The 26,675-nt window shown below is 75.0% G+C and carries 25 protein-coding genes; 16 read left to right on the top strand and 9 right to left on the bottom strand.

What is annotated here, in order from left to right; all coding sequences use genetic code 11:
• Positions 1 to 37 precede the first annotated feature (37 nt).
• Positions 38 to 2,551, top strand: a complete 2,514-nt coding sequence (locus tag C7Y72_RS12310) for an amidohydrolase family protein (protein WP_146175360.1) — start codon at positions 38 to 40, stop codon at positions 2,549 to 2,551.
• Here C7Y72_RS12310 and C7Y72_RS12315 read toward each other — a convergent pair.
• Entirely contained in the window at positions 2,529 to 3,875 is a 1,347-nt protein-coding gene (locus tag C7Y72_RS12315; RefSeq protein ID WP_107569010.1) for a M20/M25/M40 family metallo-hydrolase, read from the bottom strand. The two genes, C7Y72_RS12310 and C7Y72_RS12315, sit on opposite strands and share 23 nt — an antisense overlap.
• Positions 3,876 to 3,979: 104 nt before the next feature.
• Between C7Y72_RS12315 and C7Y72_RS12320 the strand changes: the two genes are divergently transcribed.
• The gene (locus tag C7Y72_RS12320; RefSeq protein ID WP_107569011.1) at positions 3,980 to 4,762 is read left to right on the top strand and encodes an alpha/beta fold hydrolase; all 783 of its coding nucleotides are present in this window, start codon (positions 3,980 to 3,982) and stop codon (positions 4,760 to 4,762) included.
• Positions 4,763 to 4,807: 45 nt separating this feature from the next.
• Positions 4,808 to 5,908, top strand: coding sequence for a 1-acyl-sn-glycerol-3-phosphate acyltransferase (locus tag C7Y72_RS12325; RefSeq protein WP_107569012.1), 1,101 nt, complete (start codon positions 4,808 to 4,810; stop codon positions 5,906 to 5,908).
• A gap of 16 nt (positions 5,909 to 5,924) precedes the next feature.
• Here C7Y72_RS12325 and C7Y72_RS12330 read toward each other — a convergent pair whose 3' ends face one another.
• Positions 5,925 to 6,977 (bottom strand): hypothetical protein, encoded by a 1,053-nt coding sequence (locus C7Y72_RS12330; RefSeq protein WP_107569013.1) that lies wholly within the window; start codon positions 6,975 to 6,977, stop codon positions 5,925 to 5,927.
• Between the two features lie 185 nt (positions 6,978 to 7,162).
• On the opposite strand from C7Y72_RS12330, the gene C7Y72_RS12335 reads away from it, so the two are divergent.
• The 8 genes from C7Y72_RS12335 to C7Y72_RS12370 are packed head-to-tail and all read left to right on the top strand — an operon-like array spanning position 7,163 to position 15,209.
• Positions 7,163 to 7,654, top strand: a complete 492-nt coding sequence (locus C7Y72_RS12335; protein ID WP_107569014.1) for a (2Fe-2S)-binding protein — start codon at positions 7,163 to 7,165, stop codon at positions 7,652 to 7,654.
• Positions 7,651 to 10,032, top strand: coding sequence for a xanthine dehydrogenase family protein molybdopterin-binding subunit (locus tag C7Y72_RS12340; protein ID WP_107569015.1), 2,382 nt, complete (start codon positions 7,651 to 7,653; stop codon positions 10,030 to 10,032). Before C7Y72_RS12335 ends, C7Y72_RS12340 begins: the two co-directional genes overlap by 4 nt.
• Complete coding sequence (locus C7Y72_RS12345) at positions 10,029 to 10,874, top strand: FAD binding domain-containing protein (RefSeq protein WP_107569016.1); 846 nt, start codon at positions 10,029 to 10,031, stop codon at positions 10,872 to 10,874. Before C7Y72_RS12340 ends, C7Y72_RS12345 begins: the two co-directional genes overlap by 4 nt.
• Positions 10,875 to 10,885: 11 nt before the next feature.
• Positions 10,886 to 11,713, top strand: coding sequence for an AAA family ATPase (locus C7Y72_RS12350; protein ID WP_107569017.1), 828 nt, complete (start codon positions 10,886 to 10,888; stop codon positions 11,711 to 11,713).
• Positions 11,703 to 12,839, top strand: a complete 1,137-nt coding sequence (locus tag C7Y72_RS12355) for a vWA domain-containing protein (protein ID WP_107569018.1) — start codon at positions 11,703 to 11,705, stop codon at positions 12,837 to 12,839. Before C7Y72_RS12350 ends, C7Y72_RS12355 begins: the two co-directional genes overlap by 11 nt.
• The gene (locus tag C7Y72_RS12360; protein WP_107569019.1) at positions 12,836 to 13,903 is read left to right on the top strand and encodes an XdhC family protein; all 1,068 of its coding nucleotides are present in this window, start codon (positions 12,836 to 12,838) and stop codon (positions 13,901 to 13,903) included. The genes C7Y72_RS12355 and C7Y72_RS12360 overlap by 4 nt, the downstream gene beginning before the upstream one ends.
• On the top strand, positions 13,900 to 14,481 hold the full coding sequence (locus C7Y72_RS12365; RefSeq protein ID WP_107569020.1) for a nucleotidyltransferase family protein: 582 nt from the start codon (positions 13,900 to 13,902) through the stop codon (positions 14,479 to 14,481). The genes C7Y72_RS12360 and C7Y72_RS12365 overlap by 4 nt, the downstream gene beginning before the upstream one ends.
• Positions 14,478 to 15,209: an SRPBCC family protein gene (locus C7Y72_RS12370; protein WP_107569021.1), complete on the top strand. Its 732-nt coding sequence runs from the start codon at positions 14,478 to 14,480 to the stop codon at positions 15,207 to 15,209. The genes C7Y72_RS12365 and C7Y72_RS12370 overlap by 4 nt, the downstream gene beginning before the upstream one ends.
• 15 nt (positions 15,210 to 15,224) lie before the next feature.
• Here C7Y72_RS12370 and C7Y72_RS12375 read toward each other — a convergent pair whose 3' ends face one another.
• Positions 15,225 to 15,536, bottom strand: a complete 312-nt coding sequence (locus C7Y72_RS12375) for an AzlD domain-containing protein (RefSeq protein WP_107569022.1) — start codon at positions 15,534 to 15,536, stop codon at positions 15,225 to 15,227.
• A complete protein-coding gene (locus C7Y72_RS12380; RefSeq protein WP_107569023.1) occupies positions 15,533 to 16,273 on the bottom strand; it encodes an AzlC family ABC transporter permease in 741 nt (246 codons plus the stop codon). The genes C7Y72_RS12375 and C7Y72_RS12380 overlap by 4 nt, the downstream gene beginning before the upstream one ends.
• A 236-nt stretch (positions 16,274 to 16,509) precedes the next feature.
• Here C7Y72_RS12380 and C7Y72_RS12385 point away from each other — a divergent pair, with 236 nt between their 5' ends.
• A complete protein-coding gene (locus C7Y72_RS12385; protein WP_107569024.1) occupies positions 16,510 to 17,904 on the top strand; it encodes a DEAD/DEAH box helicase in 1,395 nt (464 codons plus the stop codon).
• Between the two features lie 49 nt (positions 17,905 to 17,953).
• On the opposite strand, the gene C7Y72_RS12390 is transcribed toward C7Y72_RS12385, so the two are convergent.
• Positions 17,954 to 18,988 carry a peptidoglycan-binding protein gene (locus C7Y72_RS12390; protein ID WP_107569025.1) on the bottom strand — a complete coding sequence of 345 codons (1,035 nt, stop codon included), beginning with the start codon at positions 18,986 to 18,988 and terminating at the stop codon, positions 17,954 to 17,956.
• 101 nt (positions 18,989 to 19,089) lie between these two features.
• On the opposite strand from C7Y72_RS12390, the gene C7Y72_RS12395 reads away from it, so the two are divergent.
• A complete protein-coding gene (locus C7Y72_RS12395; RefSeq protein ID WP_107569026.1) occupies positions 19,090 to 19,398 on the top strand; it encodes a hypothetical protein in 309 nt (102 codons plus the stop codon).
• A gap of 8 nt (positions 19,399 to 19,406) precedes the next feature.
• Here C7Y72_RS12395 and C7Y72_RS12400 read toward each other — a convergent pair whose 3' ends face one another.
• A complete protein-coding gene (locus C7Y72_RS12400) occupies positions 19,407 to 20,279 on the bottom strand; it encodes a hypothetical protein (RefSeq protein WP_107569027.1) in 873 nt (290 codons plus the stop codon).
• A 51-nt stretch (positions 20,280 to 20,330) separates the two neighbouring features.
• On the bottom strand, positions 20,331 to 22,490 hold the full coding sequence (locus C7Y72_RS12405) for a DEAD/DEAH box helicase (RefSeq protein ID WP_107569028.1): 2,160 nt from the start codon (positions 22,488 to 22,490) through the stop codon (positions 20,331 to 20,333).
• 182 nt (positions 22,491 to 22,672) lie between these two features.
• On the opposite strand from C7Y72_RS12405, the gene C7Y72_RS12410 reads away from it, so the two are divergent.
• The gene (locus C7Y72_RS12410; protein ID WP_107569029.1) at positions 22,673 to 22,876 is read left to right on the top strand and encodes a cold-shock protein; all 204 of its coding nucleotides are present in this window, start codon (positions 22,673 to 22,675) and stop codon (positions 22,874 to 22,876) included.
• Between the two features lie 69 nt (positions 22,877 to 22,945).
• Here the strand turns inward: C7Y72_RS12410 and C7Y72_RS23755 are convergent, their stop codons facing one another.
• The gene (locus C7Y72_RS23755; protein ID WP_107569030.1) at positions 22,946 to 23,620 is read right to left on the bottom strand and encodes a TetR family transcriptional regulator; all 675 of its coding nucleotides are present in this window, start codon (positions 23,618 to 23,620) and stop codon (positions 22,946 to 22,948) included.
• Positions 23,621 to 23,703: 83 nt separating this feature from the next.
• On the opposite strand from C7Y72_RS23755, the gene C7Y72_RS12420 reads away from it, so the two are divergent.
• Complete coding sequence (locus tag C7Y72_RS12420; protein WP_107569031.1) at positions 23,704 to 24,675, top strand: ATP-binding cassette domain-containing protein; 972 nt, start codon at positions 23,704 to 23,706, stop codon at positions 24,673 to 24,675.
• The gene (locus tag C7Y72_RS12425) at positions 24,672 to 25,472 is read left to right on the top strand and encodes an ABC transporter permease (protein WP_107569032.1); all 801 of its coding nucleotides are present in this window, start codon (positions 24,672 to 24,674) and stop codon (positions 25,470 to 25,472) included. The genes C7Y72_RS12420 and C7Y72_RS12425 overlap by 4 nt, the downstream gene beginning before the upstream one ends.
• On the opposite strand, the gene C7Y72_RS12430 is transcribed toward C7Y72_RS12425, so the two are convergent.
• Positions 25,462 to 26,664 (bottom strand): acyltransferase family protein, encoded by a 1,203-nt coding sequence (locus C7Y72_RS12430; RefSeq protein WP_158276831.1) that lies wholly within the window; start codon positions 26,662 to 26,664, stop codon positions 25,462 to 25,464. The two genes, C7Y72_RS12425 and C7Y72_RS12430, sit on opposite strands and share 11 nt — an antisense overlap.
• Positions 26,665 to 26,675: the final 11 nt, after the last annotated feature.

Consider the following 26,675-nt stretch of genomic DNA (forward strand, 5'->3'; position numbering starts at 1 on the left):
ACGGTCGCGTTCGCACGAGATCGCGAATCGTGGTTTGATGCCGCCCATGGGATTCCCCGGGAGAGGCCGCGCAGGGCTGCGCGCACCGCTGCTCGCGCTCGTCGCGCTCGCCGCCGCCGGTCCGGCGGCCGGCTCCGCCGGTGCCGCCGTCGACCAGACGCCGGCCTACGAGCTCGTCCACGGCTGCTACGCCCTGCAGGCCAAGGGGGGCGGCTTCCTCGCCCAGAACGGCTCGACCTGGCGCGCCTCCGCGAAGGACGCGGCGTCCGCCGAGCCGCTGCGCCTGCAGGCGACCGCGCTCGGGCGCTACCTCCTCTACGGGAAGGACCGGGACTTCCTCGCCGTCGCGGGCCGCGGGACGACCACGACGACGACCCCCGGGCCGGCCGCCGACTGGCGGGTCGTGGCGCAGGAGGGCGGCGGCTTCCGGCTCGCCACGCTCGACGGCACGAAGGGCCTCGTCGCCCCCGGCGACGGCGCGCTCGCCCTCGCCGACGGCGCGGACTCGGGCACGACGTTCCTCGCCGTGCGCCGCGACGGCTGCGCGGTCTTCCCCGAGATCGAGACCGGTGTCACCGGCGAGCCGTCCCGCGGCAGCGCCCCACAGGCCGAGACCCGCGGGCTGATCGACGAGCACCTGCACCACATGGCCTTCCAGTTCCTCGGCGGCTCGGTCCACTGCGGCGCGCCCTGGAGCCCGTACGGCGTCACCGTCGCGCTGCCGGACTGCAGCAAGGAGCCGCTCGCCAACGCCGAGACCGGGCTCGCCGGCACCGTGCTCGGCGGCGACCCGCTCGCCGACCCCGTCGGCTGGCCGACCTTCAAGAGCTGGCCCGCCCACGACATGCTCGCCCACGAGGGCACCTACTGGAAGTGGATGGAGCGCGCCTGGCGGGCGGGCCTGCGCCACACCACCGTGCTGCTCGTCGAGAACGCCTTCCTCTGCAACGTGCTGCCGGTGAAGAAGTACGGCTGCAACGAGATGGACACCGTCAAGCGCCAGTACGACACCTTCCACGACTACGTCGACTACATCGACGCGCAGTTCGGCGGCCCCGGCAAGGGCTTCATGCGGATCGTCACCGACCCGTTCGAGGCCCGCGAGGCGATCAACGACGGCAAGCTCGCCGTGACGCTCGGCATCGAGGTCTCCAAGCTCTTCGACTGCGGCGTCTACAACGGCCAGCCCTCCTGCGACAACGGCTGGGTCGACAAGCAGCTCGACTACTGGTGGGACCGCGGCATCCGCCAGATGGAGATCGTCAACAAGTTCGACAACGGCTTCACCGGCGTCGCCGGGGACTCCGGCGAGGTCGGGCTCGCGATCAACGCCGCCAACCGGGTCGAGACCGGCTCGTTCTGGGACATGAAGCCCTGCGCCGACGGGCACAACCACGACCGCGAGCAGATCGGCGTCCCCGGCACCGGCCGCGGCGAGCTGCTCGGCAGCCTCCTCGGGGCGATCGTGCCGCCCGGCCAGGTGCCGATCTACGACCCGGGCCCGATGTGCAACCAGGCCGGCCTCAGCCCGGTCGGCGCGTACCTCGTGCGCCGCATGGCGGAGAAGGGCATGATCTTCGACCCCGACCACATGAGCGTCGTGGCCCGCGACCAGGCCCTGACGATCATGGAGGCGCTCGACTACCCGGGCGTCATGTCGAGCCACAGCTGGAGCGACCCGTCGGCGCTGCCGCGGATCCTGAAGCTCGGCGGCTACGTCACGCCCTACGCGGGGAACACCACCTCGTTCGTGCGCCAGTGGCGCGAGACCAAGCGGGTCCGCAGCGACCGCTACCGCTTCGGATTCGGCTTCGGCTCGGACATCAACGGGTTCGGCGCGCAGGGCGGACCTCGCGAGGGCGCGGCGACCGACAGTCCGGTGACGTACCCGTTCACGAGCTTCGACGGCAAGCAGCGCATCGAGCGGCAGGTCAGCGGCGAGCGCGTCTACGACATCAACCGCGACGGCCTCGCCCACTACGGCCTCTACCCCGACTGGCTCGAGGACCTGCGCCAGCTCGCCGGCCAGGAGATCATCGACGACATGGCCCGCGGCACCGAGACGCTGCTGCTCACGTGGGAGCGGGCGGTCGGCGTCCCCGCCGACGGCACGCGGCCCAAGGGCGCGACGTTCTCGCGCCGCGGCCTCGGCGCGGTGCGCCTGCACGACCGCTGGACCGACCTGCTGCGCCGCGGCGGCCAGCCGGACGCGCGTACCGGCCGCGTCTTCAGCTACCGCGTCGCGGGGGCGAAGAACCGCCGGGCCCGCGTCCGCGCGCTGTTCACCTCCCGCGGCCGCGTCGGCCTGGTCGCGTCGACCGCGGCCGGCCACACCGCCGGCGGCCTCGGGGTCGGGGACCGGGCGACGCGCCTGCAGGGACGCACCGAGGCGTTCGGCGCGAACGTCCGCGCCCGGCGCCTGCCCGGCGGCGGTCGGATCCTCTACGGGATCCGCGACGGGCGCGTCCGCTTCACCGCGGTGGCGGCCGCGTCGGTCGCCCGCACCCCGGCGCAGGCGGCGCGCGCCCTCAGGCAGGCGGGGCTGCGCTAGCGAGCTCCTGCAGCAGCAGCGCCTGCGCGAGCGTCGCGCGCTCCAGGTCCCCGAGGTCGACGGACTCGTTGGCCGCGTGGATCCGGGCGCCGTCGTCACAGGCGCCCCAGAGGACGATGTCGGCGTCCGGCAGCGTCTGGGCGAGCGTCACGCACAGCGGGATCGCGCCGCCGCTGCCGACCGCCACCGCCTCCTTGCCGTAGGCGCCGTGCAGCGCGCGGCGGGCGGCCTGGGCTCCCGAGCCGTCCGCGGCGAGGACCGCGCCGCGGGCGATCTCCCCGGGGACGCAGGAGACCTGCACGCCCCACGGGGCGTGCTCCATCAGGTGCGCCATCACCGTCCGCTGGGCGGCGGCCGGGTCCGTCTCGGTCGGGGCGAGCCGCACGCTCACGCGCGCGCGGGCCACGGGGACGATCGCGTTGGTCGCGCCCTCCATCGCGGGAGCGTCGATCCCGATCGCGGTGATCGACGGGCGCGTGTACAGCCGCGCGGCGATCGAGTCGGTCCCGACGAGGTCGACGCCCTCGAGCACCCGCGCGCCCTCGCGCAGGACCTCCTCCTCCACGGGCCGGCCGTCCCACGGGCCGCCGGCGAGCCCGACGACCGCGACATCGCCGTGCTCGTCGTGCAGCGAGGCGAGCACGCGCGAGAGCGCGATCAGCGCGTCGGGGACCGCCCCGCCGTAGAGGCCGGAGTGGACCGGGCCCTCGAGCGTGCGCACCTCGACGTCGATCTGGCAGATGCCGCGCAGGGTCGTCGTCAGCGTCGGCTCGCCGACCTTCCAGTTGCCGCCGTCGGCGACCACGACGACGTCGGCCGCGAACCGCTCGGGGTGGGCGGCGACGTAGTCCATGAACGAGCCGCCGCCGGTCTCCTCCTCGCCCTCGATCACGACCTTCACGGTCACCGGGGGCGTGCCGCCGAACGCGCGCAGCGTCCCGGCGTGCAGCGCGACCCCGCACTTGTCGTCGGCGGTGCCGCGACCGTAGAGGCGGCCGTCACGCTCGGTCGGCTCGAACGGCGGCGAGTCCCAGGCGGCCTCGTCCCCCGCGGGCTGGATGTCGTAGTGGGCGTAGAGCAGCACGGTCGGGGCGCCCGGAGGACCGTCGACCTGGGCCCAGACCGCCGGCGGTGCACCCGGGATCTCCAGGAGCTCGGCCGGTGCGCCCGCGTCGCGGAGGATCTCCAGCGTGGCCTGCGCGGCCTCGTGCACGGGCGCAGCGGGAAAGCCGGGGAAGGCGACGGACGGGATCCGGACGAGCCGCTCGAGATCGGCCCGCACGATCGGCATCAGCTCGGCGACGACGGCGGCGAGGTCGGACATGCCCCGAGGCTACCGACGGTGCCCGGCCGCTCGAGGGCGACCCGACGCGCCAACTGTTCGACAGGGTGTCAAGCCGGGGCGGCGCGAGCGGTACCGTGCCAGGCATGGAGCTTCACCACGTCCGTCGCGGCGCCGGCGCGCCGCTCGTCCTCGTCCATGGGATCGGCGGGACCTGGCGGTCGTGGTCCCCGGTCCTCGACGCCCTCGCCGCCGAGCGCGAGGTCGTCGCCGTCGACCTGCCCGGCTTCGGCGAGACCCCCGCGGCCCACGACGGCGGCAGCATCGCGTCACTGGCCGACGCCCTCACCGGCTTCCTCGAGGCGCAGGGCCTGCGCGACGCCGCGCTCGTCGGCAGCTCGATGGGCGCCCGGCTCGTCATGGAGCTCGCGCGCCGCGGCGTGGGCGGCGACGTCGTCGCGCTCGACCCCGGCGGGTTCTGGACGCCCGGGCAGAAGCGCGTCTTCGGCGGCACGCTCAAGGCGTCGATCCGGCTCGTGCGGCTGCTGCAGCCCGTCGCCCCGGCGCTCAGCGCGACCCCGGTCACCCGCGCCGCGCTGCTGGCCCAGCTGTCCCGCCGTCCGTGGGCGCTCCCGCGCGAGCTCGTGCTCCAGGAGCTGCGCAGCCTCGCCGACGGCCCCGCGTTCGACGCGGTCCTCGACCAGCTCCTCCACGGTCCCGCGCAGGAGGGGGCGCCGGCCGGCAGCCTGCCCGGGCGGATGACGATCGGCTGGGGCCGCAACGACCTCGTCACACTGCCCAGCCAGGCCGCGCGCGCCCAGGAGCTCTTCCCGGACGCCACGGTCCACTGGTTCGAGCGCTGCGGGCACTTCCCGCACTGGGACCAGCCGCGGGAGACCGTGGAGGTCGTCCTGGCCGCCACCGCCTGACGGCGCCCGGCGGCGGGGCGGTCCCGCGGATAGGGTCACGGCCCCATGCGCCTGCACCCGTCGGACACGCCCCTGCCCAAGCGCCTGCTGCGCAACGTCCGCACGATCACGATCGAGGCGCTGCTGTTCGTCGTCTGGACGGTGCTGCTGCCGCTGACGCTGCCGCTGGCGTTGCTCGTCGACCTCGTGCGTGGCCTCGTCCGCGGCACGCCGTGGACCGGGAGCCGCCTCGTGCTGATGGGCTGGTGGTTCCTGTTCGGGGAGATGCGGGGCCTCTCCGGGCTCGCCCTGACCTGGCTGCTCACCGGCGGCCCGTTCAGCCGCGACTCGCAGCGCCGCCGCGAGCGCACCTGGTTCCTGCAGTCGCAGTGGGCCGGCGGCCACATGGACGGGGTGCGCCGGATCTTCGGGCTGCGCGTCGAGATCGACGGCGCCGAGCTCATCGAGCCCGGCCCGTTCGTCGCGCTCGTGCGGCACGCGTCGATCATCGACAACGCGCTGCCCGCCGCGTTCGTGTCGCGCGGTCGCGGCCTGCAGCTGCGCTACGTGCTCAAGCACGAGCTGCAGGCGCTCCCGACGCTCGACTGGGGCGGCCACTGGGTGCCGACGTGCTTCGTGCGCCGGGCGACCGACGACGCGACGCAGGAGATCGCCAACGTCCGCTCGCTGGCCGAGGGGCTCGACGGCGAGCTCGAGGGCGCGCTGATCTTCCCGGAGGGCACGCGCTGGACGGCGCGCAAGCTCGCCGCCGTGCAGGAGAAGCTGCTGGCCTCCGACCCGGAGGTCGGAGCGCTCGCCGCCTCGCTGCGGTGGGTGCTGCCGCCGCGCCTGGGCGGGCCGATCGCGCTGCTCGACGAGGGGCGCCCGGCCGACGTGCTCGTCGTCGGCCACGTCGGCTTCGACGGCTTCGAGACGGTCGGCGACATCTGGTCCGGGCGCCTCGTCGGGCGCACCGTGCGGATCAAGATCTGGCGTCACGACGGCGCGACGGTGCCGACCGACCGCGACGACCAGGTCCGCTGGCTCTACGCGCGCTGGCAGGAACTCGACGACTGGATCGACGAGCAGCGCCGCCTGGACCCCAGCTCGACGCTGGGCCCCAAGGCGGCGCGGGAGGCCGGCGTGGCGCAGCCCTCCAGGGGCTGAGCAACGCGGCCGGGGCTCACGGCTTGAACAGCTTCGACTTCTCGACGGTGCTCTTCACGCGGGCGTAGCCCGGGCGCAGGGAGCCGTCGAGGCGGGTGAGACCGCTGTCGAAGCGGACCTCGTCGACGCAGCTGGTGCCGGTCCACTTGTAGATGTAGAGCCGGTCGACGTCCTTCTTGTAGTCGGTCGCCAGGCGGAACATCCAGCTGATCGCGCTGCTGGCGCGCGACTCGGCGCGCCGCACGCTCGAGGCGCTCGCGGGGTTGCACGTGAACGAGCCGGTGTTCCCGATCTTCAGCACGCCGCCGGTCTCGGTCAGCCAGATCCGCGGGCTCTTGACGTACTTCTTGACGGTCGAGATCGCGTTCTTCGTGCCGCCGCGCTTCTTGCGGTTCGTGTCGGAGTAGTTGTGCACGCCGACGATCCGCGCGCGCTTGTCCCAGGTCGGGCTCAGGCGCGAGTAGAACCGCTTGATGAAGCTGCGCGTGTTGCCCAGCTGCGAGGAGGTCGAGCCGTCGAGGACGTCGAGCGCGACGATCCGGCAGCGGCTCGTGACCTTCGAGCCGCAGCGGTTGCTGTTGTCCAGCAGCCGCCACATCTCCTTGAAGAAGTCGGCGGTCCGGGCCGGGTTCTTGTAGGTCGGCTGGGTGCGGTCGTTGGCCTCGTTCCAGACGCCCCAGTCGCGCACGCCCTTGGGGTAGTAGCGCGAGACGAGGGCACCGACCTTCTTGCGGTAGGTCGCGGTGGAGGGCAGCTTCCCCTTGCCGATGGTGAAGTTGTCGGTCGAGATGTGCAGCAGCACCTCGACGCGGTTGGCGCGCGCCGTGTCGACGAACTGGTCGATCGCGCGGATCTGGTCGGGGTGGTCGATCGCGTCCCACTTCACGACGTGGCGGGTGCGCTTCATCTTGAGCGCCTGCCAGGCCGGGGCACCGAACATGTCGGTGTTCTGGTTGGCGATCCCGACGCGCACCGTGCTGCTGCTGGCGGACGCCGGGCCCGCGAGGGCCGTGCCGCCCGCGAGCGTCGCGAGCAGGGTGAGGATGAGGGTTCGGGAGAATCGTGGCATCACCGTTGTATCCCCGAAGTGCGCCAGAAGTAGCGCCTCGTGCCCCTTCTCACAGTCCTCTCACGGCGCGACGTTGCGGCGACGTTGCACGCAGCTGGCGCTTTGGCGCTCAAGGTTGCATAGGCGTTCCGGACGGGCGTAGTGTCGGCGCAGGGTCTGGAGAGTCTCGAACCAAGGAGTCGCGCGTGGGCACCACCACGAAGGTCGCAGTCGAGGTCACGGTCAACGGACAGCGCCGGTCCCTGGAGGTGGAGCCGAGAGCGCTGCTCGTCCACGTCGTCCGCGAGGACCTCGGCCTCACCGGCACCCACGTGGGGTGCGACACCGGCAACTGCGGGGCCTGCACGCTGCACCTCGACGGGGAGTCGGTGAAGAGCTGCACGGTGCTCGCCGTCCAGGCCGACGGGGCACAGGTCACCACGATCGAGGGCCTCGGTCGCGAGGGGGACCTCCACCCGCTGCAGGAGGCGTTCTGGGCCAAGCACGGCCTGCAGTGCGGCTACTGCACGCCCGGCATGATCATGGCCGCGGCCGACCTGCTGGAGCGCAATCCCGACCCGACCGAGGACGAGATCCGCACCGGTCTGGAGGGCAACCTCTGTCGCTGCACCGGCTACCACAACATCGTGGCCGCGGTGCAGGAGGCCGCCGCGACGAGGAACGGGGCCACGGCATGAGCCTCGTCGAGCAGTCCCACGCCGCCGGCGGGCACGTCGGCAGGCCGCTGCGCCGCAAGGAGGACCCGCGGCTCATCACCGGTCGCGCCACCTACGTCGACGACATGGTGCTCCCCGGCATGCTGCACGCCGTGCTGGTGCGCTCGCCCGAGGCGCACGCCAAGATCGTCTCGATCGACACCAGCGCCGCCGAGGCCCGTGACGACGTCGTCGCCGTGTTCACCGGCGAGGACCTCGCCGACCTCGCCTCCGCGCTGCCCTGTGCCTGGGCACCGGAGGGCGTCGAGCTGCGCCAGGTCGAGCACTGGCCGCTCGCCCGCGGCGAGGTCAAGCACGTCGGCGACCCGGTCGCGGTCGTCCTCTGCGAGGACCGCGGCGCCGCGTTCGACGCCGCCGAGGACGTCTTCGTCGAGTACGAGCCGCTGCCCGCGGTCAGCGACGCCCGCGCCGCCCTGCGCGACGGCAGCCCGCTCGTCCACCCGACCCTCGGCACGAACGAGAGCCACCAGTGGTCGCTCGGCGGCGGCGACCTCGAGGGCGGCTTCGCGGCCGCCGACGTCATCGTCGAGCGGACGGTCGAGAACCACCGCGTCTCGGGCGCGCCGATCGAGCCGCGCGGCCTGCTCGCCGACTACCGCGCCGGGCACCTGACGATCCACAGCTCCACCCAGGTGCCGCACTTCGTGCGCCTGTTCCTCGGCCTGATGCTCGGGATGAGCGAGGAGCGCATCCGGGTCGTCGCCCCCGAGGTCGGCGGCGGCTTCGGCGCGAAGCTGCAGATGACCGGGGAGGAGGCGCTCTGCTCCTGGGTCTCCCGCCGGCTGCAGCGGCCGGTCAAGTGGATCGAGACCCGCTCGGAGCACATGGCGACCTGCCACCACGGCCGCGCCCAGACCGCGGACTGCCGGATGGGCCTGACGAAGGACGGGAAGATCACCGCCTTCCACGTGAAGATCACGCAGGACCTCGGCGCGTACCTCATGCTCCTGACGCCGACGATCCCGTCGCTCGGCGCGTTCGTCATGAACGGCGTGTACGACATGCCGGCCGTCCACACGGACATCGTCGGCGCCTACACCAACACCTGCCCGACGGACGCGATCCGCGGCGCCGGGCGCCCCGAGGCCACCCACATGATCGAGGTCATGATGGACCAGGCCGCCGCCGAGCTCGGCATCGACCGGCTCGAGCTGCGCCGCCGGAACTTCATCCCCAAGGAGCGGTTCCCGGCGGAGACCGCGATCGGCATCGTCTACGACTCCGGCGACTACCACGCGTCGCTCGACAAGCTGCTCGAGCACGTCGACGTCGCCGCGATCGAGGCGGAGAAGGAGGAGCTGCGCGCCAAGGGCATCCTGCGCGGCATCGGGTTCTCCACCTACACGGAGATCTGCGGCCTCGCGCCGTCCCGCATCACCGGGCCCGCGGGCTTCGGCCTGCAGACCGGCCTGTGGGAGTCGGCGATCGTCCGCGTCACCGTCACCGGCGCCGTGACCGTCTACACCGGCACCTCCCCGCACGGACAGGGCCACGAGACGACGATGGCGCAGGTCGTCGCCGACCAGCTCGGCGTCGACCCCGAGAACGTCGAGATCCTCCACGGCGACACGGGCACCGGCGCGATGGGCCTCGGGACCTACGGCTCGCGGTCGACCGCGGTCGGCACCGAGTCGATCTCCCGGGCGGCGGCGAAGGTCGCCAAGAAGGTCCGCGAGATCGTCGCGCACACGCTCGAGGCCAGCCCCGACGACATCGTCGTCCAGGACGGCAGGTTCGTCGTGCAGGGCTCGCCCGACAAGGGCATGGCCCTCGCCGACGTGGCCGGCATGGCGCACGTCCGGCCCGAGCTGCTGCCCGAGGGCATGGAGCCCGCGCTGGAGGAGTCCTCCTTCTACGACCCGGAGAACTTCGTCTTCCCGTTCGGCGCGCACGCGTGCATCGTCGACGTGGAGGCCGACACCGGGAAGGTGAAGGTCGTCCGCCACGTCGCGGTCGACGACTGCGGCCCGGCGATCAACCCGCTGCTCATCGACGGCCAGGTGCACGGCGGGATCGCGCAGGCGATCGGCCAGGCGCTCTACGAGCACGTCGCCTACGACGAGGACGGCCAGCTCGTGACGGGCACGTTCGTCGACTACGCGCTCCCGACCGCGGCGGAGCTCCCGTCGTTCGAGACCGACCGCACCGAGACGCCGTCCCCGGTCAACACGCTCGGCGTGAAGGGCATCGGGGAGGCGGGCACGATCGCTGCGACCCCGGCGATCCTCAACGCCGTCGTGGACGCCCTGCGGCCGACCGGCGTCACGTACCTGCAGATGCCGCTGTTCCCCGAGCGGATCTGGCGAGCCATGACCGACGCGAAGGGCGGTGCCGCATGATCCCCGCGGCGTTCGACTACACCCGGCCGAGCACGCTCGACGAGGCGCTCGGCGCGCTGCGCGACGGCGGCGAGGACGCGAAGCTCCTCGCGGGCGGGCACTCGCTCGTGCCGCTGATGAAGCTGCGGCTCGCCGCCCCGTCGCTGCTCGTCGACCTGCGCGACGTGCCCGGGCTCGGCGGCATCCAGCGCGAGAACGGCCACTGGCGGATCGGGGCGATGACCCGGCACGTCGAGCTCCAGAACGCCGACGAGCTCGGCCTGCTGCAGCGGGTCGCGTCGCTGATCGCCGACCAGCAGGTCCGCAACCGCGGCACGATCGGCGGCTCGCTCGCCCACGGCGACTCGGCCTCGGACCTGCCGACCGCGCTCGTCGCGGCGGAGGGGACGGTCACCGCCACCGGCGCGGACGGCCCGCGGGAGATCGCCGCGGCCGACCTGTTCCAGGACTACCTCACGACCGCGCTGGACCCGGTGGAGGTGCTCACCGAGGTGCGCGTGCCCGCGCTGGACGGCTATGGCTGGGGGTACCGCAAGTTCACCCGCCGCGCCGAGGACTGGGCGATGGTCGGCGTCGTCGCCCTGGTCAAGCGCGGTGCCGACGGCAGCTGCGAGGACGTCCGCGTCGCGTTCACGAACATGGGCTCGACACCGCTGCGCGCCACCGCCACGGAGGCGGCGCTGCGCGGTGGCCCGCTCGACGAGGCGTCGATCGCCGCGGCCGCCGAGCAGGCCGCGGAGGGCACCGACCCGCCCGCCGACCGCAACGCGTCGGCCGACTACAAGCGCCACCTCGCGCGCGTGCTGACCCGGCAGGCGCTCACCGAGGCCGCGGGGCGCTGAGGGCCCCGGACATGGACGGCGCCGACGGGGTCGCGGGCGCGCTCGCCGGCCAGGGGTACCTGGCCGACCGGGCGCTCGCGACCGCCGTCCACCTCGCCCGCACGCTGCGGCTGCCGCTGCTGCTGGAGGGCGAGGCGGGCGTCGGCAAGACCGAGGTGGCGCGGGCGCTCGCCGCCGCCACCGGCGCCGAGCTCGTGCGGCTGCAGTGCCACGAGGGCATCGACGTCCACCACGCGCTCTACGACTGGGACCACGCGCGGCAGCTGCTCGCCGTGCGCGCCGAGCAGGACGTCGACCTGTGGTCCGAGCGGTTCCTGCTGGAGCGGCCGCTGCTGCGGGCGCTGCGGGCGAGCGACGACGGGCCGGTGGTGCTGCTGGTCGACGAGGTCGACCGGGCCGACGACGCCTTCGAGGCGTTCCTGCTGGAGCTGCTCTCCGACCACGCGGTCTCGATCCCGGAGCTCGGCACCGTCCGCGCGGCGCAGCCGCCGACGGTGATCCTGACCTCCAACCGCACGCGCGAGCTGCACGACGCGCTGAAGCGCCGCTGCCTCTACCACTGGATCGACTACCCGACGCCCGAGCGGGAGCTCGAGGTCGTGCGCGTCCGGGCACCCGAGGTCGCCGACGAGGTCGCGCAGCGGGTGTGCGCCGCGGTCGCGCGGCTGCGCGGCGAGGAGCTCTACAAGCTGCCCGGCGTGGGGGAGACGATCGCCTGGGCCCGGGCGCTCGGCGCCCTCGGGCCGGACGCGACGCCCGACGACGCCCTGGGTGCCGTGCTGAAGGTCCGCGAGGATCTCGATCGCGTCCGCGCCCTGGGGGTGCTCGATGGGGCCTGACGGGCGCGTCGTCGCGCTCGCCGGCGCGCTGCGCGCCCGCGGCGTGCGCGTCGGCAGCGGCGAGGTCGTGACCGCGGTGCGCGCGCTCGGCGTGGTCGACGCCGGCTCCCGGGACGACGTGCGCCTGGCCCTGCGCGCCGTGCTCTGCGGCCGGCCCGGCGACCTGCCGGCCTTCGACGCCGCGTTCGCCGAGGTCTTCGGCGCCGCGGTGCCCGACGCGCGGATCGCCCCCGTCGACCTCGGCGGCGGCTCGACGCTCGCGCTGCCGCGCGTCGCGGTCCCGGACGCGCCGCCCGCGCCCCGGACCGCGGGGCTCGAGCCGGTCGTCGTGCCCGCGGCGTTCAGCGACGTCGAGCTGCTGCACGACAAGGACTTCGCCGACTACACCGACGCCGAGCGCGCCGCCGCGCGCACCGTCCTGCGCGAGCTCGCCCGGCGCGGTCCGACCCGTCTCGGACGCCGCACCCGCCCGTCCCACGGGCGCGGGCGTCCCGATCCGGCGGCGACGCTGCGGGCGGCGCTGCGCACCGGCGGGGAGCCGCTGCGGCTGCCGCGCCGCCGGCGCACCCCGGCTCCGCGGGCGCTCGTCCTCGTCCTCGACGTGTCGGGCTCGATGGCCCCGTACGCGCGGATGCTGCTCCAGTACGCGCAGGCCGCGGCGGCGGCCCGCTCGCGCGTGGAGGTGTTCGCGTTCGGCACGCGCCTGACGCGCCTGACGCTCGAGCTGCGCAGCAGCCGGGATCCCGACCGGGCGCTGGAGCGGGCCGCGGAGGCGGTCGACGACTGGGCGGGCGGCACCCGCATCGGCGCGTCCCTGGGCACGCTCAACCGCGAGCACGGCCGGCGGCTCGGGCGGGGCGCGGTCGTCGTGCTGCTGTCCGACGGCTGGGACCGCGGGGAGCCCGAGCTGCTGGCCGCCGAGATGGCCCGGCTGCGCCGCAGCGCCCATCGGGTCGTGTGGCTCAACCCGCTGAAGGCGACGCCCGGCTACGCGCCGCTCGCCGCGGGGATGGCGGCCGCGCTCCCGCACGCCGACCACTTCATCCCCGGGCACTCGCTCGGCTCCGTCGCGGAGCTCGCGGCGCTGCTGTCCGGCGGCCTGCACACGACCCCCGGAGGAGCATGAGGGACGTCATCGACCAGCTCGACGCCTGGACGGCGGACGGCCGCCGCAGCGCGGTCGCGACCGTGGTCAGCGTGAAGCGCTCGGCGCCACGCCCGCCCGGCGCGAAGATGGCGGTCGCCGACGACGGCGCGGTCGCCGGGGCGGTCAGCGGTGGCTGCGTCGAGGGCGCGGTCGTCGCCGTCGCCGAGGAGGTCCTGGCGGGCGGGCCGCCGCGGCTGCTGCACTTCGGGATCGCCGACGAGGAGGCGTGGGACGTCGGGCTGCCGTGCGGCGGCGAGATCGACGTCTGGGTCGGCACGCTGGACGACGCGCCCGGGCGCGCGTTCGCCCAGCTCGCCCGCGAGGACGGCCGTGGCGCGCTCGTCACCCGCCTGGACGACGGCGCCCACCTGCTCGTGCGCCCCGGGGCGCAGCGCCTCGGCGGGCTCGGCGACGCCGCGCTCGACGACGAGGCGGCGCTCGTCGCCGAGGAGCTGGCGTGGGCGGAGCGCAGCGAGCGCCGCACGCTCACGGGTGACGTCGAGGTCCTCGTCGACGTCACCGCGCCCGCGCCGCGCCTGATCATCTTCGGGGCGGTCGACCACTCCGCGGCGCTGTGCACGCTCGCCCGGGCGGCGCGCTGGCGCCCGTTCGTCGTCGACCCGCGCGGGCGCTTCGCGACCCGTGAGCGGTTCCCGGACGCGGAGGCGATCGTCGTCAAGTGGCCGGCCGAGGCGTTCGCGGAGCTCGGCGGGATCGACCGGGCGACGTCGATCGCGGTCCTCACGCACGACCCGAAGCTCGACGACGCGGCGCTGGAGATCGCGCTCGCCTCCGACGCGGGCTACATCGGGGCGATGGGCTCGCGTCGCGCGCAGGAGGCCCGGCGCGAGCGGCTGCTGGAGCGTGGCCTGACCGACGAGGACCTCGAGCGCATCAGCGCCCCGATCGGCCTCGACCTCGGGGGCGTGACCGCGGAGGAGACGGCGCTCTCGATCATGGCCGAGCTCGTCGCGGTCCGCCGCGGCCACCCGGGCGGTCGGCTGCGCGACGCGTCCGGTCGCATCCACGAGGTCGGCGCATGAGGACCGGCGCGATCGTCCTGGCGGCGGGCGCCTCACGGCGCTTCGGCTCCCCGAAGCAGCTGGCCGAGCTCGACGGCCGGCCGCTGCTCGCCCACGTCCTCGACGCGGTCACCGCGGTCCCCGCGCTGGATCCCGTGATCCTCGTCCTCGGCGCCCATCACGAGCCGATCCGCGAGCGCGTGGATCCCGGTCGCGCGCAGGTGGCGCTGTGCCTGGGCTGGGAGGAGGGCATGGCCGCCTCGCTGCGCGCGGGGCTCGCCGCGGCGACCGCGGAGCACGACCTCGACGCCGTGCTCGTGGTGCTCGGCGACACGCCCCGCCTGGAGACCGACGTCGTCCGGGAGGTCCTCGCCGCCGCGCACGCCGCGCCGCCCGCCGTCCCGGTCCGGGCGCTCTACGACGGGCGCCCCGGGCATCCGGTGATCCTGCCCCGGCAGCTGTTCGCCGCGGTCGGCGAGCTCACCGGGGACGAGGGTGCCCGTGAGCTGCTGGACGGCGCGCCCGTCGTGCTGGTGGCCGCCGGAGGTCCCGGCGGCCTGGACGTCGACACCCCCGAGAGCCTGGAGGCCCTGCGATGAAGCTCGAGCAGTCGTTCACCGTGTCCGCGCCCGTCGAGACGGTCTGGGAGGCGCTCATCGACGTGGAGCGGGTCGCCCCCTGCCTGCCCGGCGCGGAGGTGACCGAGGTCGTCGGCGACGGGTCGTTCAAGGGCGCGTTCGTCGTGAAGCTCGGCCCGACGACCGCGTCCTACGCCGGCACGCTGAAGATGGACGACGTCGACGCCGACGCGCACGTCGCGACGATGAGCGCGCGCGGCACCGACCGGCGCGGGCAGGGCGGGGCGAGCGCCACGATCGTGTCGCGCGTCGCGGAGGACCCGGACGGCGGCGGCACCCGCGTCGACGTGGACACCGACTTCACGATCACCGGGAAGCTCGCGCGGTTCGGGCGCGGCGGGATGATCCAGGACGTCGCGAACCGGATGCTCAAGGAGTTCGCCGCGAACCTCGAGGAGGAGGTGCAGGCGGGGATCCCGGCACCCGCGCCCGCCGCGGTCCCCGACCCCGGAGGCGCCGAGCACCCGGCGACCTCGGTCGACCCGCTGGCGGTCGCGACCGATCCGGGGGCGGCCGGGGCCGCCGTCCCGGTCGGGGCGGACGCGCCGCCGCCGCCCGCCCCGCAGGCGCCGCCCGTCGCGGCCGCGCCGCGCGCGACGCGGCCGCCCGCGAAGCCGGTCTCGGGGTTCTCGCTCGTGCTCGGCGCGCTGCTCGACCGCCTGCGGCGCCTGTTCGGCCGGCGCGGCTGACCGGCGGCGCCGGGCTCAGCCGAGCAGCCGCAGGCCCGCGGTGATCCCGGCCGCGAGACCGACGCCGACGAGCACCGAGGCGCCACGCCACAGCGCGACGCCGGCCACCGCCACGCCGGCCGTGTCCGCCCCGACGTGCAGGTCCCGTCCGTCGGCAAGCGCGCTCGCCACGATCAGCGCCGCGAGCAGGGCGGGGGCGAGCAGGACGACGACGCCGCGGAAGCGCGGCGGCAGGTCCCGCCCGCCGAACGCGACCGGCCCGACGCCCTTGATCAGCGCGGTGACGACGGTGCAGCCGGCGATCGTCGCCCAGGCGGTGCCGGTCACGGCCCGGCCTCCGCGGCGGTCGGGACCGGCGCCGCGCCGCGCACCCCGCGCAGGCCGACGAGCGCGACGACGCTCGCGGCGAGCACCGGCACGCCCGGGGGTGTCAGCGGCACGAGCACGAGCGCGACGAGCGCCCCGGCGGCCGCGACGCGCGGGGCGCGCCCGCCGCCGTCGCGCTCCGCGCGCAGCTCCGCGATGAGGATCGCGAGGAAGAACGCCGGGTAGATCGCGTCGAGCCCGAGCGCGGACGGGTCGCCCACGAGGTCGCCGCCGGCGACGCCCGCGACCGTGCCCAGCGCCCAGGTCACGTACTGGACGCCCGAGCAGCCGAACAGGAACGCCCGGTCGAACGTCCCGTCGCCGCGGTTGGCCAGGGCCCACGAGGAGTCGACGACGGTCTGGCCCTGCGCCGCCCGCCACCAGGCGCGGCCGGGGAGCGACGGGGCGAGCGCGACGCCCATCGGGAGGAAGCGGGCGTTCATCAGCGCCGCCGCCCCGACCGCGGCGCCGACCCCGCCGCCCGCGGCGACGATCGATACCGCGGCGAACTGCGCGGAGCCGGCGAAGACCACGAGCGACATCACGACGGCGGCGACCGCCGGGAAGCCGGCGTCGCGGGCGAGGACCCCGAAGGACAGCGACAGCAGGAAGCCCGCGAGGGCGAACGGCACACCGGCACGGACGCCCGCCGCGAACGCGTCGTCGCGGGGAGGATCCTGGTCCGCCGGGTGGGCCACGCACGCCAGCGTTCCACCGCGACGGGGGGCGCGCAACGAGCATCGCTGGGGACGGCCATCAGCGCCGCTGATGGTCGCCGCGGCGGCGCGCTGCTACCGTGATCGGCACGGAGGGCGCCGTCCTCCGCGAGGTTCTCCGTTCTGCGGGTGCTCCACGAGGAGCGTTTTCGGGTTCTGAGGCAGCCTCCCCGAAGACGCCGCGGCACCGACGCCGCGCGCAGAAGGAGCAGTACGACATGACCAGCTTCGCCGATCTCGGCATCTCCGAGACCGTCGCCCGCGCGCTCGACGGCGCGGGCATCACCAGCCCGTTCCCCGTCCAGGCCGCGGTCATCCCCGACGCCCTCGCCGGCGCGGACGTCCTCGTCCAGTCGCCCACCGGCTCGGGCAAGACGATCGCCTTCGGCCTGCCGCTCGTCGAGCGGATCGAGGCGACCGACCGCCGTGCCGCCGCGCTCGTGCTCGCCCCGACGCGCGAGCTCGCCACCCAGATCGTGGACGACCTGCTGCCGCTCGCGCACGCCCGCGCGCTCTCCGTCGCGGCCGTGTACGGCGGCGTCGGCATCGTCGCGCAGGCCAAGCGCGCCGCGAAGGCGCACATCATCGTCGCGACGCCGGGGCGCCTGATCGACCTGCTCGACCGCGGCGACGTCGACCTGCGCCACGTCCGCATCGCGGTGCTCGACGAGGCCGACCGGATGCTCGACATGGGCTTCAAGCCCGCGGTCGACCGGATCCTGCGCGAGGTCCCGTCCGACCGCCAGATGCTGTTCTTCAGCGCGACGCTCGACGGCGCGCCGCGGGCGTTCGCCGACGCGTTCACCCGCGACGCCCGCGAGCACAAGCTCGCGGCTCCCGTCTCGCAGCGCAGCAGCGAGATCGTGCACCGCTTCGTGGCGGTGCCGCACGAGGACAAGCTCGACCTCCTCGCGACCCTCCTGCATCGGGAGGAGCGCGGGCTGGCCGTCGTCTTCGTGCGCACCAAGCGCGGCGCCGACCGGCTCGTCAAGCGGCTCTCCCGCAGCGGCGTCAACGCGGTCGCGATGCACGGCGACAAGAGCCAGGGCCAGCGCGAGAAGGCGCTCGCCCGGTTCGAGGAGGGGACGGTCGACACGCTCGTCGCGACCGACGTCGCCGCGCGCGGCCTCGACGTCCGCGACGTCACGCACGTCCTGAACTTCGACATCCCCGAGGACCGCGAGACCTACGTCCACCGCTCCGGTCGCACCGGTCGCGCCGGCCGTGAGGGTACGGCGATCACGCTCGTGTCGCCCGACCAGCACAAGGACATCGTCGCGATCGCCCGCGAGCTGCAGCTCGAGGACCAGCTGCGCGACGCCGGCATCACGGCCGCCAACGGCGGCCCGCCGCGCCCGAAGCCCCAGCGCGGCCAGCGCCCGGCGGGGGCCGGCGGTGGCCAGCGGCGCGGCGGCCAGGGCGGCGGCGCGCGCGGAGGCCACGGCGCGGGCTCCGCGTCGGGCGGCAACGGCGGCGGCGGGGCGAAGAAGCGCTCCGGTCGCGGCGGCTCCGGCGGCGGCTCGGGCTCGGGGTCCGGTGGCGGCTCGGGGCGCAAGACGACCTTCTCGGGCGGCACGTTCGGCGCCGCCCCGGGTGGGCGCCGCGGCCGCTAGGCGGGCGTCGTCACCCGCCGGCGCGCGGCCCGGCCCGCCCGGGCCGCCGTCAGCGGTCGGCCCGCGCCCAGGCCTTGAGGTCCGGGAGCGGGTCGCGGGAGGCCCCGCCGGTGTACCAGCCCGGCGCGGTCCAGATCTCGAAGTGCAGGTGGCAGGCGGTCGCGTTGCCGGTGCGGCCGACCGCCCCGAACACCTCGCCGGTGGCGATGGTGTCGCCCTTGTCCTGGGTGACCGCGCGCTGCAGGTGCATGTACGCGTGGTCCTCGCCGCTCTCGGCCCCACGGATCACGACGTAGTTGCCGGCGCGGCCGTCGGTCGCCTTGAAGACGACCTTGCCGCCCTCGGCGGCAGCCATCGGCACGCCGCAGCTCGCGAACACGTCGACGCCCTTGTGCGCGCCGCCGCGGTCGCCGTAGAAGGTGCCCTCGTCCCCGAACTTCCAACTGCCCCGGATCGGGAACACGCGGCTGCCGGGGGCGACGGTCGCGGCGACCGGCTGCGGGTCGATCGTCGGGGTCGCGGCCCCCGTGGGGGTCGGGGCGGGCGCGAGCGTGCGGATCCGCCGGGCCTCCGAGCGCGTCACCCTGCCGTCGGCCCGGAGCTTCGCGCGGCGCTCCAGCGTCCGCACGGCCTTCACGGTCGCCGGCCCGAAGTCGCCGTCGGGCGTCACCTTCACGCCGTGGTCGATGAGGAACCGCTGCAGCCCGCGGACGTCGGTGCCGGTCAGGCCGCTGCGCAGCGTCCGCGACGCGTAGGCGACGGTCCGCACCCGCGGGCGGGCGCGGCGCCGCATCTGCCGGGCCTGCTCGCGGTCGACGACCGCGTCCTCGGGCAGGCCCTCCTCGCGCTCGTAGCGACGGACGGCGAGCTCGGTCTCGCGGCCGTAGCGGCCGTCACGGCCGACGGGGAGACCCAGCCGCTCGAGCCAGGCCTGCAGCTGCTCGACGTCGCGGCCCTGCGCGCCGGGGGCGAGCGGGCGCTCGCCGAGGTCGGCGGCGACGGCCGCTGAGGGGGCGAGAGCGCCCGCACAGGCGGCCAGGGCGGCGGCGGGAAGGAGGGTACGAATCCGTCCGACGATGCGCATTGGATATCGCAACACGGCGTCGCGTGTCGAGCTGCGGTGCCGCGCAAGATCCTCTGCGGAGGCAGGATCTCCCGCATCGTGGGCGAAAACCGTGGGTCACCGTGCAGATCGGCGTGGCGCACATGGACCATCCCGAGGTGCACGAGATCGTGCCCTCCGCGCACTGCGTGCAGCGGTTCCGCCAGCGCATGCCCGTCCGGGCGCCGGGGATCGCCGAGGTCGCGGCGGCGCTGCTCGCGGCGCTCGAGGCGTGCGACGTGTCCGGCTGGCCGCCGGGCTGGGCCGCGACCGGCGAGTCCGCGCCCCTGTGGGCGGCCGGGCACGACATCGCGTTCCCGCTGCAGCCGACCGGGACGCCCGGCCGCTGGCTGGCCGTGACCTGCCTGCGGCGCCCGGGACCCCGGCGCTGACCGGCGGGTCAGAGCTGCCGGACGATGCGGCCGCGGCTGTCGCCCTGGAACGTCCTGCCGTCGCGGAACGTCACGCCCCAGACGAGCCCGCCCACGAAGTCCTCGCCGTAGTAGGAGACGTAGTCGACGTCCGAGGTGGGCCGGCCCAGGCGGGTCGCCGCGGCGACCGTCAGCCGGTACGGGGCGGCGGTGTTGATCGGGGCGACCGGGATCGTCTGCGCGCCGCCGAAGCCGGGAGGACCGAGGCTGACCTGCTCGACCCTCCCGCCGGGGAGGAACTCGACGTTGCGCAGGCGCCCGCCGCCGGTGAGGAACTGCGCGTCGATGCGGGCGGGGCGGAGGCTGAGGTTCTTCAGGCGCCCGAAGCGGCCGCTGCGCATCGTGGCCTTCGCGGCGGCGAAGCTCGAGCGCAGGAGCATCGAGCCGCGCTCGAGCCCGACGGGGGCCTGGCCGTCGGGGCCCGCGGGCGTCTGCGGCGTGGGGGGCACGGGTGCCGTGAACCGCGGGAGGGTGATGTCGGGGCCGTCGATCGCGTCGGTGATCGACCCGACCACGGCGCTCATCACGCCGCCGAGCAGGGCGAACAGGATCCCGATCGAGACCAGCGCGCGCACGAGCCGCGCGCCCGCGGACGGGCCGGCGGCGTCGGTCGTCCCGGTCTGGCGGGCGCGGCGCTCGGGGAAGGACCGGGGCGGTGGGCCGTGCGTGCCGGGGATGCCCTCGCGCTCGGTTCCCGGCTCCATGCCGGGCAGCGTCGTCGGCGAGGCGGTGACGGCCGGCACGGCCGGCTCGCGCCGCTCGCGGGCCGGCGGCGTGGCCCAGCCCATCGCTGCCAGCGGGTCCTCGTCCTGCTCGCGGCCGAAGGCGTCGCGCTCACCCATGCGCCGAGTCCACCACGTCCCGCGGCGGAACGCCAGCGCCCGAGACCGGGTTCAGACCGCGCGCAGACGGCTGAAGGCGGGCCGCTCGCGCAGCGCGCGCACGACCGCGTCGACGGTCGCCTCGCTGTCGTCCTCGAGCCCGTCGGTGACCGCGCCGACGAGGCCGCGCTTGCGCTCGAGCACCTGCGAGAGGTCCTCGTCGACGGTGTGCGCGGCCAGCAGGTACCAGGCGGTCACGGCGTCGTGCTGGCCGATGCGGTGCACGCGATCCTCGGCCTGGTCCATCAGCGCCGGGGTCCACTCGAGCTCCAGGAACGCGACGTTCGACGCGCGCGTGAGCGTGATGCCCTGCGCCGCGACCCCGGTCGAGGCGATCAGCAGCCCGGGGCCGTCGGGGTCCTGAAAGGCGTCGACCGCCGCCTGACGGGCGCGGGTCGAGTCGCGGCCGAGCAGGTGCAGCGCGTCGGGGTTGCGGGCGACGAGGGTCTCGAGGACGTCGACGTGGTGGGCGAACACGACCAGCGCCTCGCCGGACTGCCGGAAGTCGTGGATCCACGAGATCGCGGCGGCGAGCTTGCCGTGGGCGGCGAGCATCCGCAGCGTCCCGAGCTGCGCCAGGCGCTCGGCGCGCAGCGTCGCGGCGATCTTCGCCTCCAGCTCGCGCAGGTCCAGCGGCTGCTGGCGCAGCCACGCGATCACGTCCTCCTCCGCGGTCCGGTACTCGGTGCGGTTGCTCAGCTCGATCGGCACGACGACGCGCGCCTTCTGCGGCAGCTGCGGGAGCACGTCCTGCTTGAGCCGCCGCACGAAGCAGCGCCGCCGCAGGTGCCAGTGCAGCCGCGCCTCGCGTTCGCTGCCCTCGAACAGGCGGTGGAAGCGCGCGCCGCTGCCGAAGTCGCCCAGCCGCCCGAGCACCCGCAGCTGGCTGATGAGCTCGTCGGGGTGGTTGAGGACCGGGGTGCCGGAGAGCGCGAGCCGCAGCCCGGTCCGCGGCAGCGCGTCGGCCAGGCGCCGCACCGCCTTGGTGCGCTTGGCGCGCGGGTTCTTGACGTAGTGGCTCTCGTCGAGCACGAGGGCGCGCGGGCCGAGCCGCCCGAGCGACTGGGCGTGGGCCTCGACGATGTCGTAGTTGACGATCGTGATGTCGGCGGGCCGGATCGCGCCCGAGCGGCCCTCGAGGACCTGCAGCGAGCGGTGGCCGACCCAGATGCCCGCCTCGCGCTCCCAGACGAGCTTCAGGCTCGCCGGGCAGACCACGACGGCGGGGTACGCGCCGTCGGCCTCGAGCGTGGCGAGCGCCTGCACGGTCTTGCCGAGGCCCTGCTCGTCGGCGAGGAACGCCTGGCGCTGGGCCAGCAGGTAGCGCACGCCCGCGACCTGGAACGGGCGCAGCGTGCCGCCGAGGCGCACGTCGTCCCCCAGCGGCTCGGCGTCCTGCGCGCGGGACCGCTCGATCGCGTCGACCGCCGCGGCGTGCTCGGCCCGCATCTCCTCGAGCACCGGGATCGCGGCCGCACCCGGGGTCACGCCGTGCGCGGCGCAGAAGGCGTCGAGGTCGGCGGCGACGTACGGGTCGGCCGGCAGCGTGCCGGTGGCGACGTCGGCGCCGGGGAGGGCGAGGAACAGCGCGGCGAGGTCGGGCCGCCAGAGCACGTCGAGCCGCAGCTTCGGGCCGTCGACGCTGGGGACGAGCGTCAGCTGCGCCGGCGGCGGGTCGAGATCGACGCGCGCGTAGGTCGCGCAGCGCGTCGCCCGGCCGTCCAGGCGCGCGCCGCGTTCCTCCATCAGCGCATCGGCGACCGCCGCGGTCACCGGTGCGAGGTGGACGTCGCGGCGCAGCTCGCGGGCCAGCGCGGCGATCGCGCCGGGCAGCGTGCCGAGCCGGGTGGTGAGCTCGAACGCGGGGCCGCCCTCGTGCTCGACCGCGGTGACGGTGCCGGTCCAGCGGCTGCTGACGCCACGCAGCCACTCGGTGACGTCGCCGCTGGGGAGCAGCTCGGGGAACCGCGCGATGAGGTCGGCGACGTAGGCGCCCGCCCAGTCCCCGGCGGGGGCCGACCACTCCTTCGTGTCCCAGTCGAAGCGGCGGTCGGGGATGCGCCGGACGGCGTCGACGATCTCGGGCCGGTAGGGGAAGGCGAGCACGACCTCGAGGTCCCCGGACGGGGTCGGCCGCAGCTCGATGTTCGGGCGGCCGGGGACGAGATCCACGCCCCGCACCGTACGACACCCGGCGGCGCGGTCCGGCGTGCCGTGACGAGTTCGTGAAGTTCCTTGCAATCAGGGTGCTGAGTGCTGCTAGCGTTCGCGCCGTAACCCAAGCAGTGCCGGGCCGTCGTTGCTTCATTTGCACCTTCGCGCGCAGCACACAACATCCCGTGGAGGAACACCAAATGGCCACCGGAACCGTGAAGTGGTTCAGTGACGACAAGGGCTTCGGCTTCATCACGCCGGACGACCCGGGCAAGGATCTGTTCGTGCATCACAGCGCGATCCAGGCCGACGGCTTCCGCACCCTCGCCGAGGGCGCGAAGGTCGAGTTCGACGCCGAGCCGGGCGAGAAGGGCCCCAAGGCCGTCAACGTCCGCACCGTCTAGCGACGGAGCCGCTTCAGCACTGCGTGGGGCCCGGGAGACCGGGCCCTTCGTCGTTCTCGGCCCCGACGCTCAGGGCCGCGGTCGGTCCACGTCGGCGAAGGCGCGCGCGGCCCGGCCGAACGTCTCGTCCATGACGGCGTGGACCTGGCGGCGGACGGTGCGCGGCGCGCGGCCCGCCAGCACCGCCTGGCCGAGCGTCCGCTCGCGTGCGTCGAGCGCGGCGCCGAGCGTGGCGGCGAGGCCGACCGCCCGGGGGTCGTCGGGGCGCAGCCCGAGGTCGCGCGCGATCGTCTCCTGCAGCGCGGCGGTCCAGTCCTCGGCGATCACGAGCCGGCGCGCGCGCAGCGCGGGCGAGCCGGCGAGCGTACGCCGGAACGCGACGAAGCGCCGCGACATCTCCGGGTCCTCGAGCGCCGCCCAGGTGAACCCGGGGACGGGGGCGACGGTCGGGCGCAGCAGCGCGTCGACGGCGCCGAGGATCGTCTGGCCGCAGGGGCGCTCCTCGATCGTCGTGCGCAGGCGGTCGAGCAGCTCGTCCGCGCGGTCGAAGAAGAGGTCCTCCTTCGCCGGGAAGTAGTTGAAGACCGTGCCGACCGAGACCTCGGCCGCCGCGGCGATCTCGGCGACGGTGACGGCCTCGAACCCGCGCCGGGCGAACAGCTCGGTGGCGATGTCGGAGATCGCCTGACGGGTGCGGAGCTTCTTGCGCTCGCGCAGGCCGGGTGCGGGCTGGTCCTCGTCCACGGATCCGAACCCTAGCCGAACGTGAACCTGTAACAAAATTGTAGTCGTTGCAAAAATACCGCGGATGTGATCCTCTATGCGCCATGACCGCCACCGCCATCCACGCCCGCGGGCTCGTGAAGCGCTACGGCACCACCACCGCCCTGAAGGGCGTCGACCTCGACGTGCCGCAGGGCTCCGTGTGCGGTGTGCTCGGCCCGAACGGCGCCGGCAAGACGACGGCGGTGCGCATCCTCACCACCCTGACCGCCGCGACCGAGGGCACCGCCACGGTCGCCGGGTTCGACGTCGCCACCCAGGCCGACGACGTGCGCCGGCGCATCGGGCTGGCCGCGCAGGACGCCACCGTCGATCCGCTGCTCACCGGCCGGGAGAACCTCGTCATGATCGGCGAGCTGCACAAGCTCGGCCGGGCCGCCGCCCACGCGCGCGCCGACGAGCTGCTCGAGCAGTTCACCCTCACCGACGCCGGTGGCCGCCTCGCCAAGGAGTACTCCGGCGGCATGCGCCGTCGCCTCGACCTCGCCGCCACGCTCGTCGCGCGGCCCGACGTGCTGTTCCTCGACGAGCCCACCACGGGACTCGACCCGCGTGCCCGCAACGACCTCTGGGACGTCCTGGACCAGCTGGTCGGCGGCGGTGCGACGATCCTGCTGACGACCCAGTACCTCGAGGAGGCCGACCGGCTCGCCGACGAGATCGTCGTCATCGACCACGGCACCGCGATCGCCCGCGGCGACGCGCGCTCGCTGAAGCGGCAGATCGGCGGCGAGCAGCTCGAGGTCGTGCCGCTCGACGCCGCCCACCTGCCCGCGGTCGCCGCGCTGCTCGAGCGCATCGGCGGCAGCCCCGCCACCGTCGACGCCGGGACGCGCCGCGTCACCGCCCGCAGCAGCACCGGGGTCGCGGCGGTCGCCGAGGTCGCGGCGGCGCTGCGCGCCGAGGGCATCGCCGTCGAGGACCTCGGTCTGCACCAGCCGTCGCTGGACGACGTCTTCCTGACGCTCACGGGCCAGCCGGCCGAACCCACCCCCGACGAGGAGGCCGTCGCATGAGCTCCCCCCTGCTGTCCGACGTCTGGGTCATCGCCCGGCGTGGCCTGCTGCACATGCGCCGCCAGCCCGAGGTGCTCGCGGACGCCACCTTCCAGCCGATCATGTTCGTCCTGCTGTTCGCCTACGTCTTCGGCGGGGCGATCGCGGTGCCCGGCGGCGGCGACTACAAGGAGTTCCTGATGGGCGGCATCTTCGCCCAGACGCTCGTGTTCAGCTGCTTCGGCGTCGCCATGGGGCTCGCCGCCGACCGCGGCAACGGCGCGGTCGACCGCTTCCGCTCGCTGCCGATCAGCCGCGGTGCGGTGCTCGGCGGGCACGCGCTGGCGAACATGATCAAGACCGTCCTGCCGATCACGCTGATGGCGATCTGCGGCCTGATCGTCGGCTGGACGCCCAACGGGCCGCTGCTCGACACCGTCGCCGGCTTCGGCCTCATGTTCCTGTTCTCGTTCGCGATGATCTGGGTGGGGGTGCTGCTCGGCAGCACGCTCGCGACGCCCGAGGCGGTGCAGGGCGTGACGTTCACGGTCCTGTTCCCGCTGACCTTCATCGCCAGCACGTTCGTGCCGACCGACACGCTGCCGGGGGTCCTGCGGACGATCGCCGAGTGGAACCCGACGACGACGCTCGCGGACGCGCTGCGCCGGCTGTTCGACAACCCGGGCGCGGTCGCCCCCGCGGACGTGCCGTGGTCGCTGGCGCACCCGATCGCCTACACGCTCATCTGGATCGCCGCCATCGTCGCGATCTGCGCCCCGCTGGCGGTGAGCCGCTACCAGCGGTCGATCACCGACTGACCGACGCGCCGGCCGTCGCCGGACGGCCGGACGTGCGCGGCGCGGCCCCGGGGCGACCGGGCGCGCTGCGCGGGCGTGGCGCTCCGCGGCGGCCCGCGGTGAGCAGCGGCCGCTCGACCCGCGTCCACGAGAGATGGGCGATCGGCAGCACGACGGCGAGGACCGCGAGCGTGGCCGCGGTCGTGCGGCCCTCGGGGAAGAGGCCCGCCCCGCGCAGCGCGAAGATCGCGGGCATGTGCCACAGGTACACGCCGTAGCTGCGCTCCCCGAGCCACGCCAGCGGCCGCGCCTCGAGCGCCCGCAGGGGGCGCGCGGCCTGCGCGACCGCGACGAGCAGCAGCGCGAAGCCGGCGGCGGCGATCGCGTCACGCCAGATACGGCCGGCGTCGGTCGCGCCCGCCGTGCCGCTGCCGTGCCACCAGCCGTTGAGCGCCACGAGGCCCGCCGCCGCGGTCAGGAGCGCGAGCACCGAGGGACGGCCGAGGCGGCGGCCGTGGCCGAGCGCGGCGGCCGCCATCCCCGCGGCGAAGCACGGCGCGAGCGCCGGCAGCGCCGAGGCGAGCACGAGATCGGCCGGGCGACCCGCCAGCCAGACGTTCCAGGCCGTCCCGCCGGCGGCGAGCAGCACGGCGGGCAGCAGCAGCGCGGCGCGCGACGGGCGCCGGCGCGCCGCGAGCACGGCCAGGCCGGCGAGCACCGGCAGCACGAGGTAGAAGGTCGCCTCGACCGTCAGCGTCCACATCGGCGGGTTCAGCTCCGCGACGGTCTCGGGGTGCAGCGCCTGCGCGAAGACCGCGAACAGGGGCAGCAGCTCGGCCGAGGGGACCCCGACCCCGCGGACGTGGTCGAGCGCGAGGAGCAGCGGCACGGTCACCACCAGGCACAGCCACGCCCCCGGCACGAGCCGCCGCACGCGGGCGTCGACGTAGCGGCGCAGATCCGGCAGCGGCCGCCCGTCGAGGACGGCGGCCACCCAGGCGCGGTAGATGAGGAACCCGGACAGGACGAAGAACAGCGGCAGCGCGAGCCGCAGCTCGTGCAGGACGGCCGCGACGGATCCGTCGTCGTCGGAGCGGGTGTACAGCCAGACGTGCAGGACGAGGATGGCGAGGGCCGCGAGCCCGCGCAGGGCGTCGAGGCCGGCCAGCCGCCGCGTCCCGCTCGCCGGCGGCTGGGCGCGCAGCGGGGACATCGAACAGGACG

The organism is Paraconexibacter algicola (genome assembly GCF_003044185.1).
GTDB lineage: Bacteria > Actinomycetota > Thermoleophilia > Solirubrobacterales > Solirubrobacteraceae > Paraconexibacter > Paraconexibacter algicola.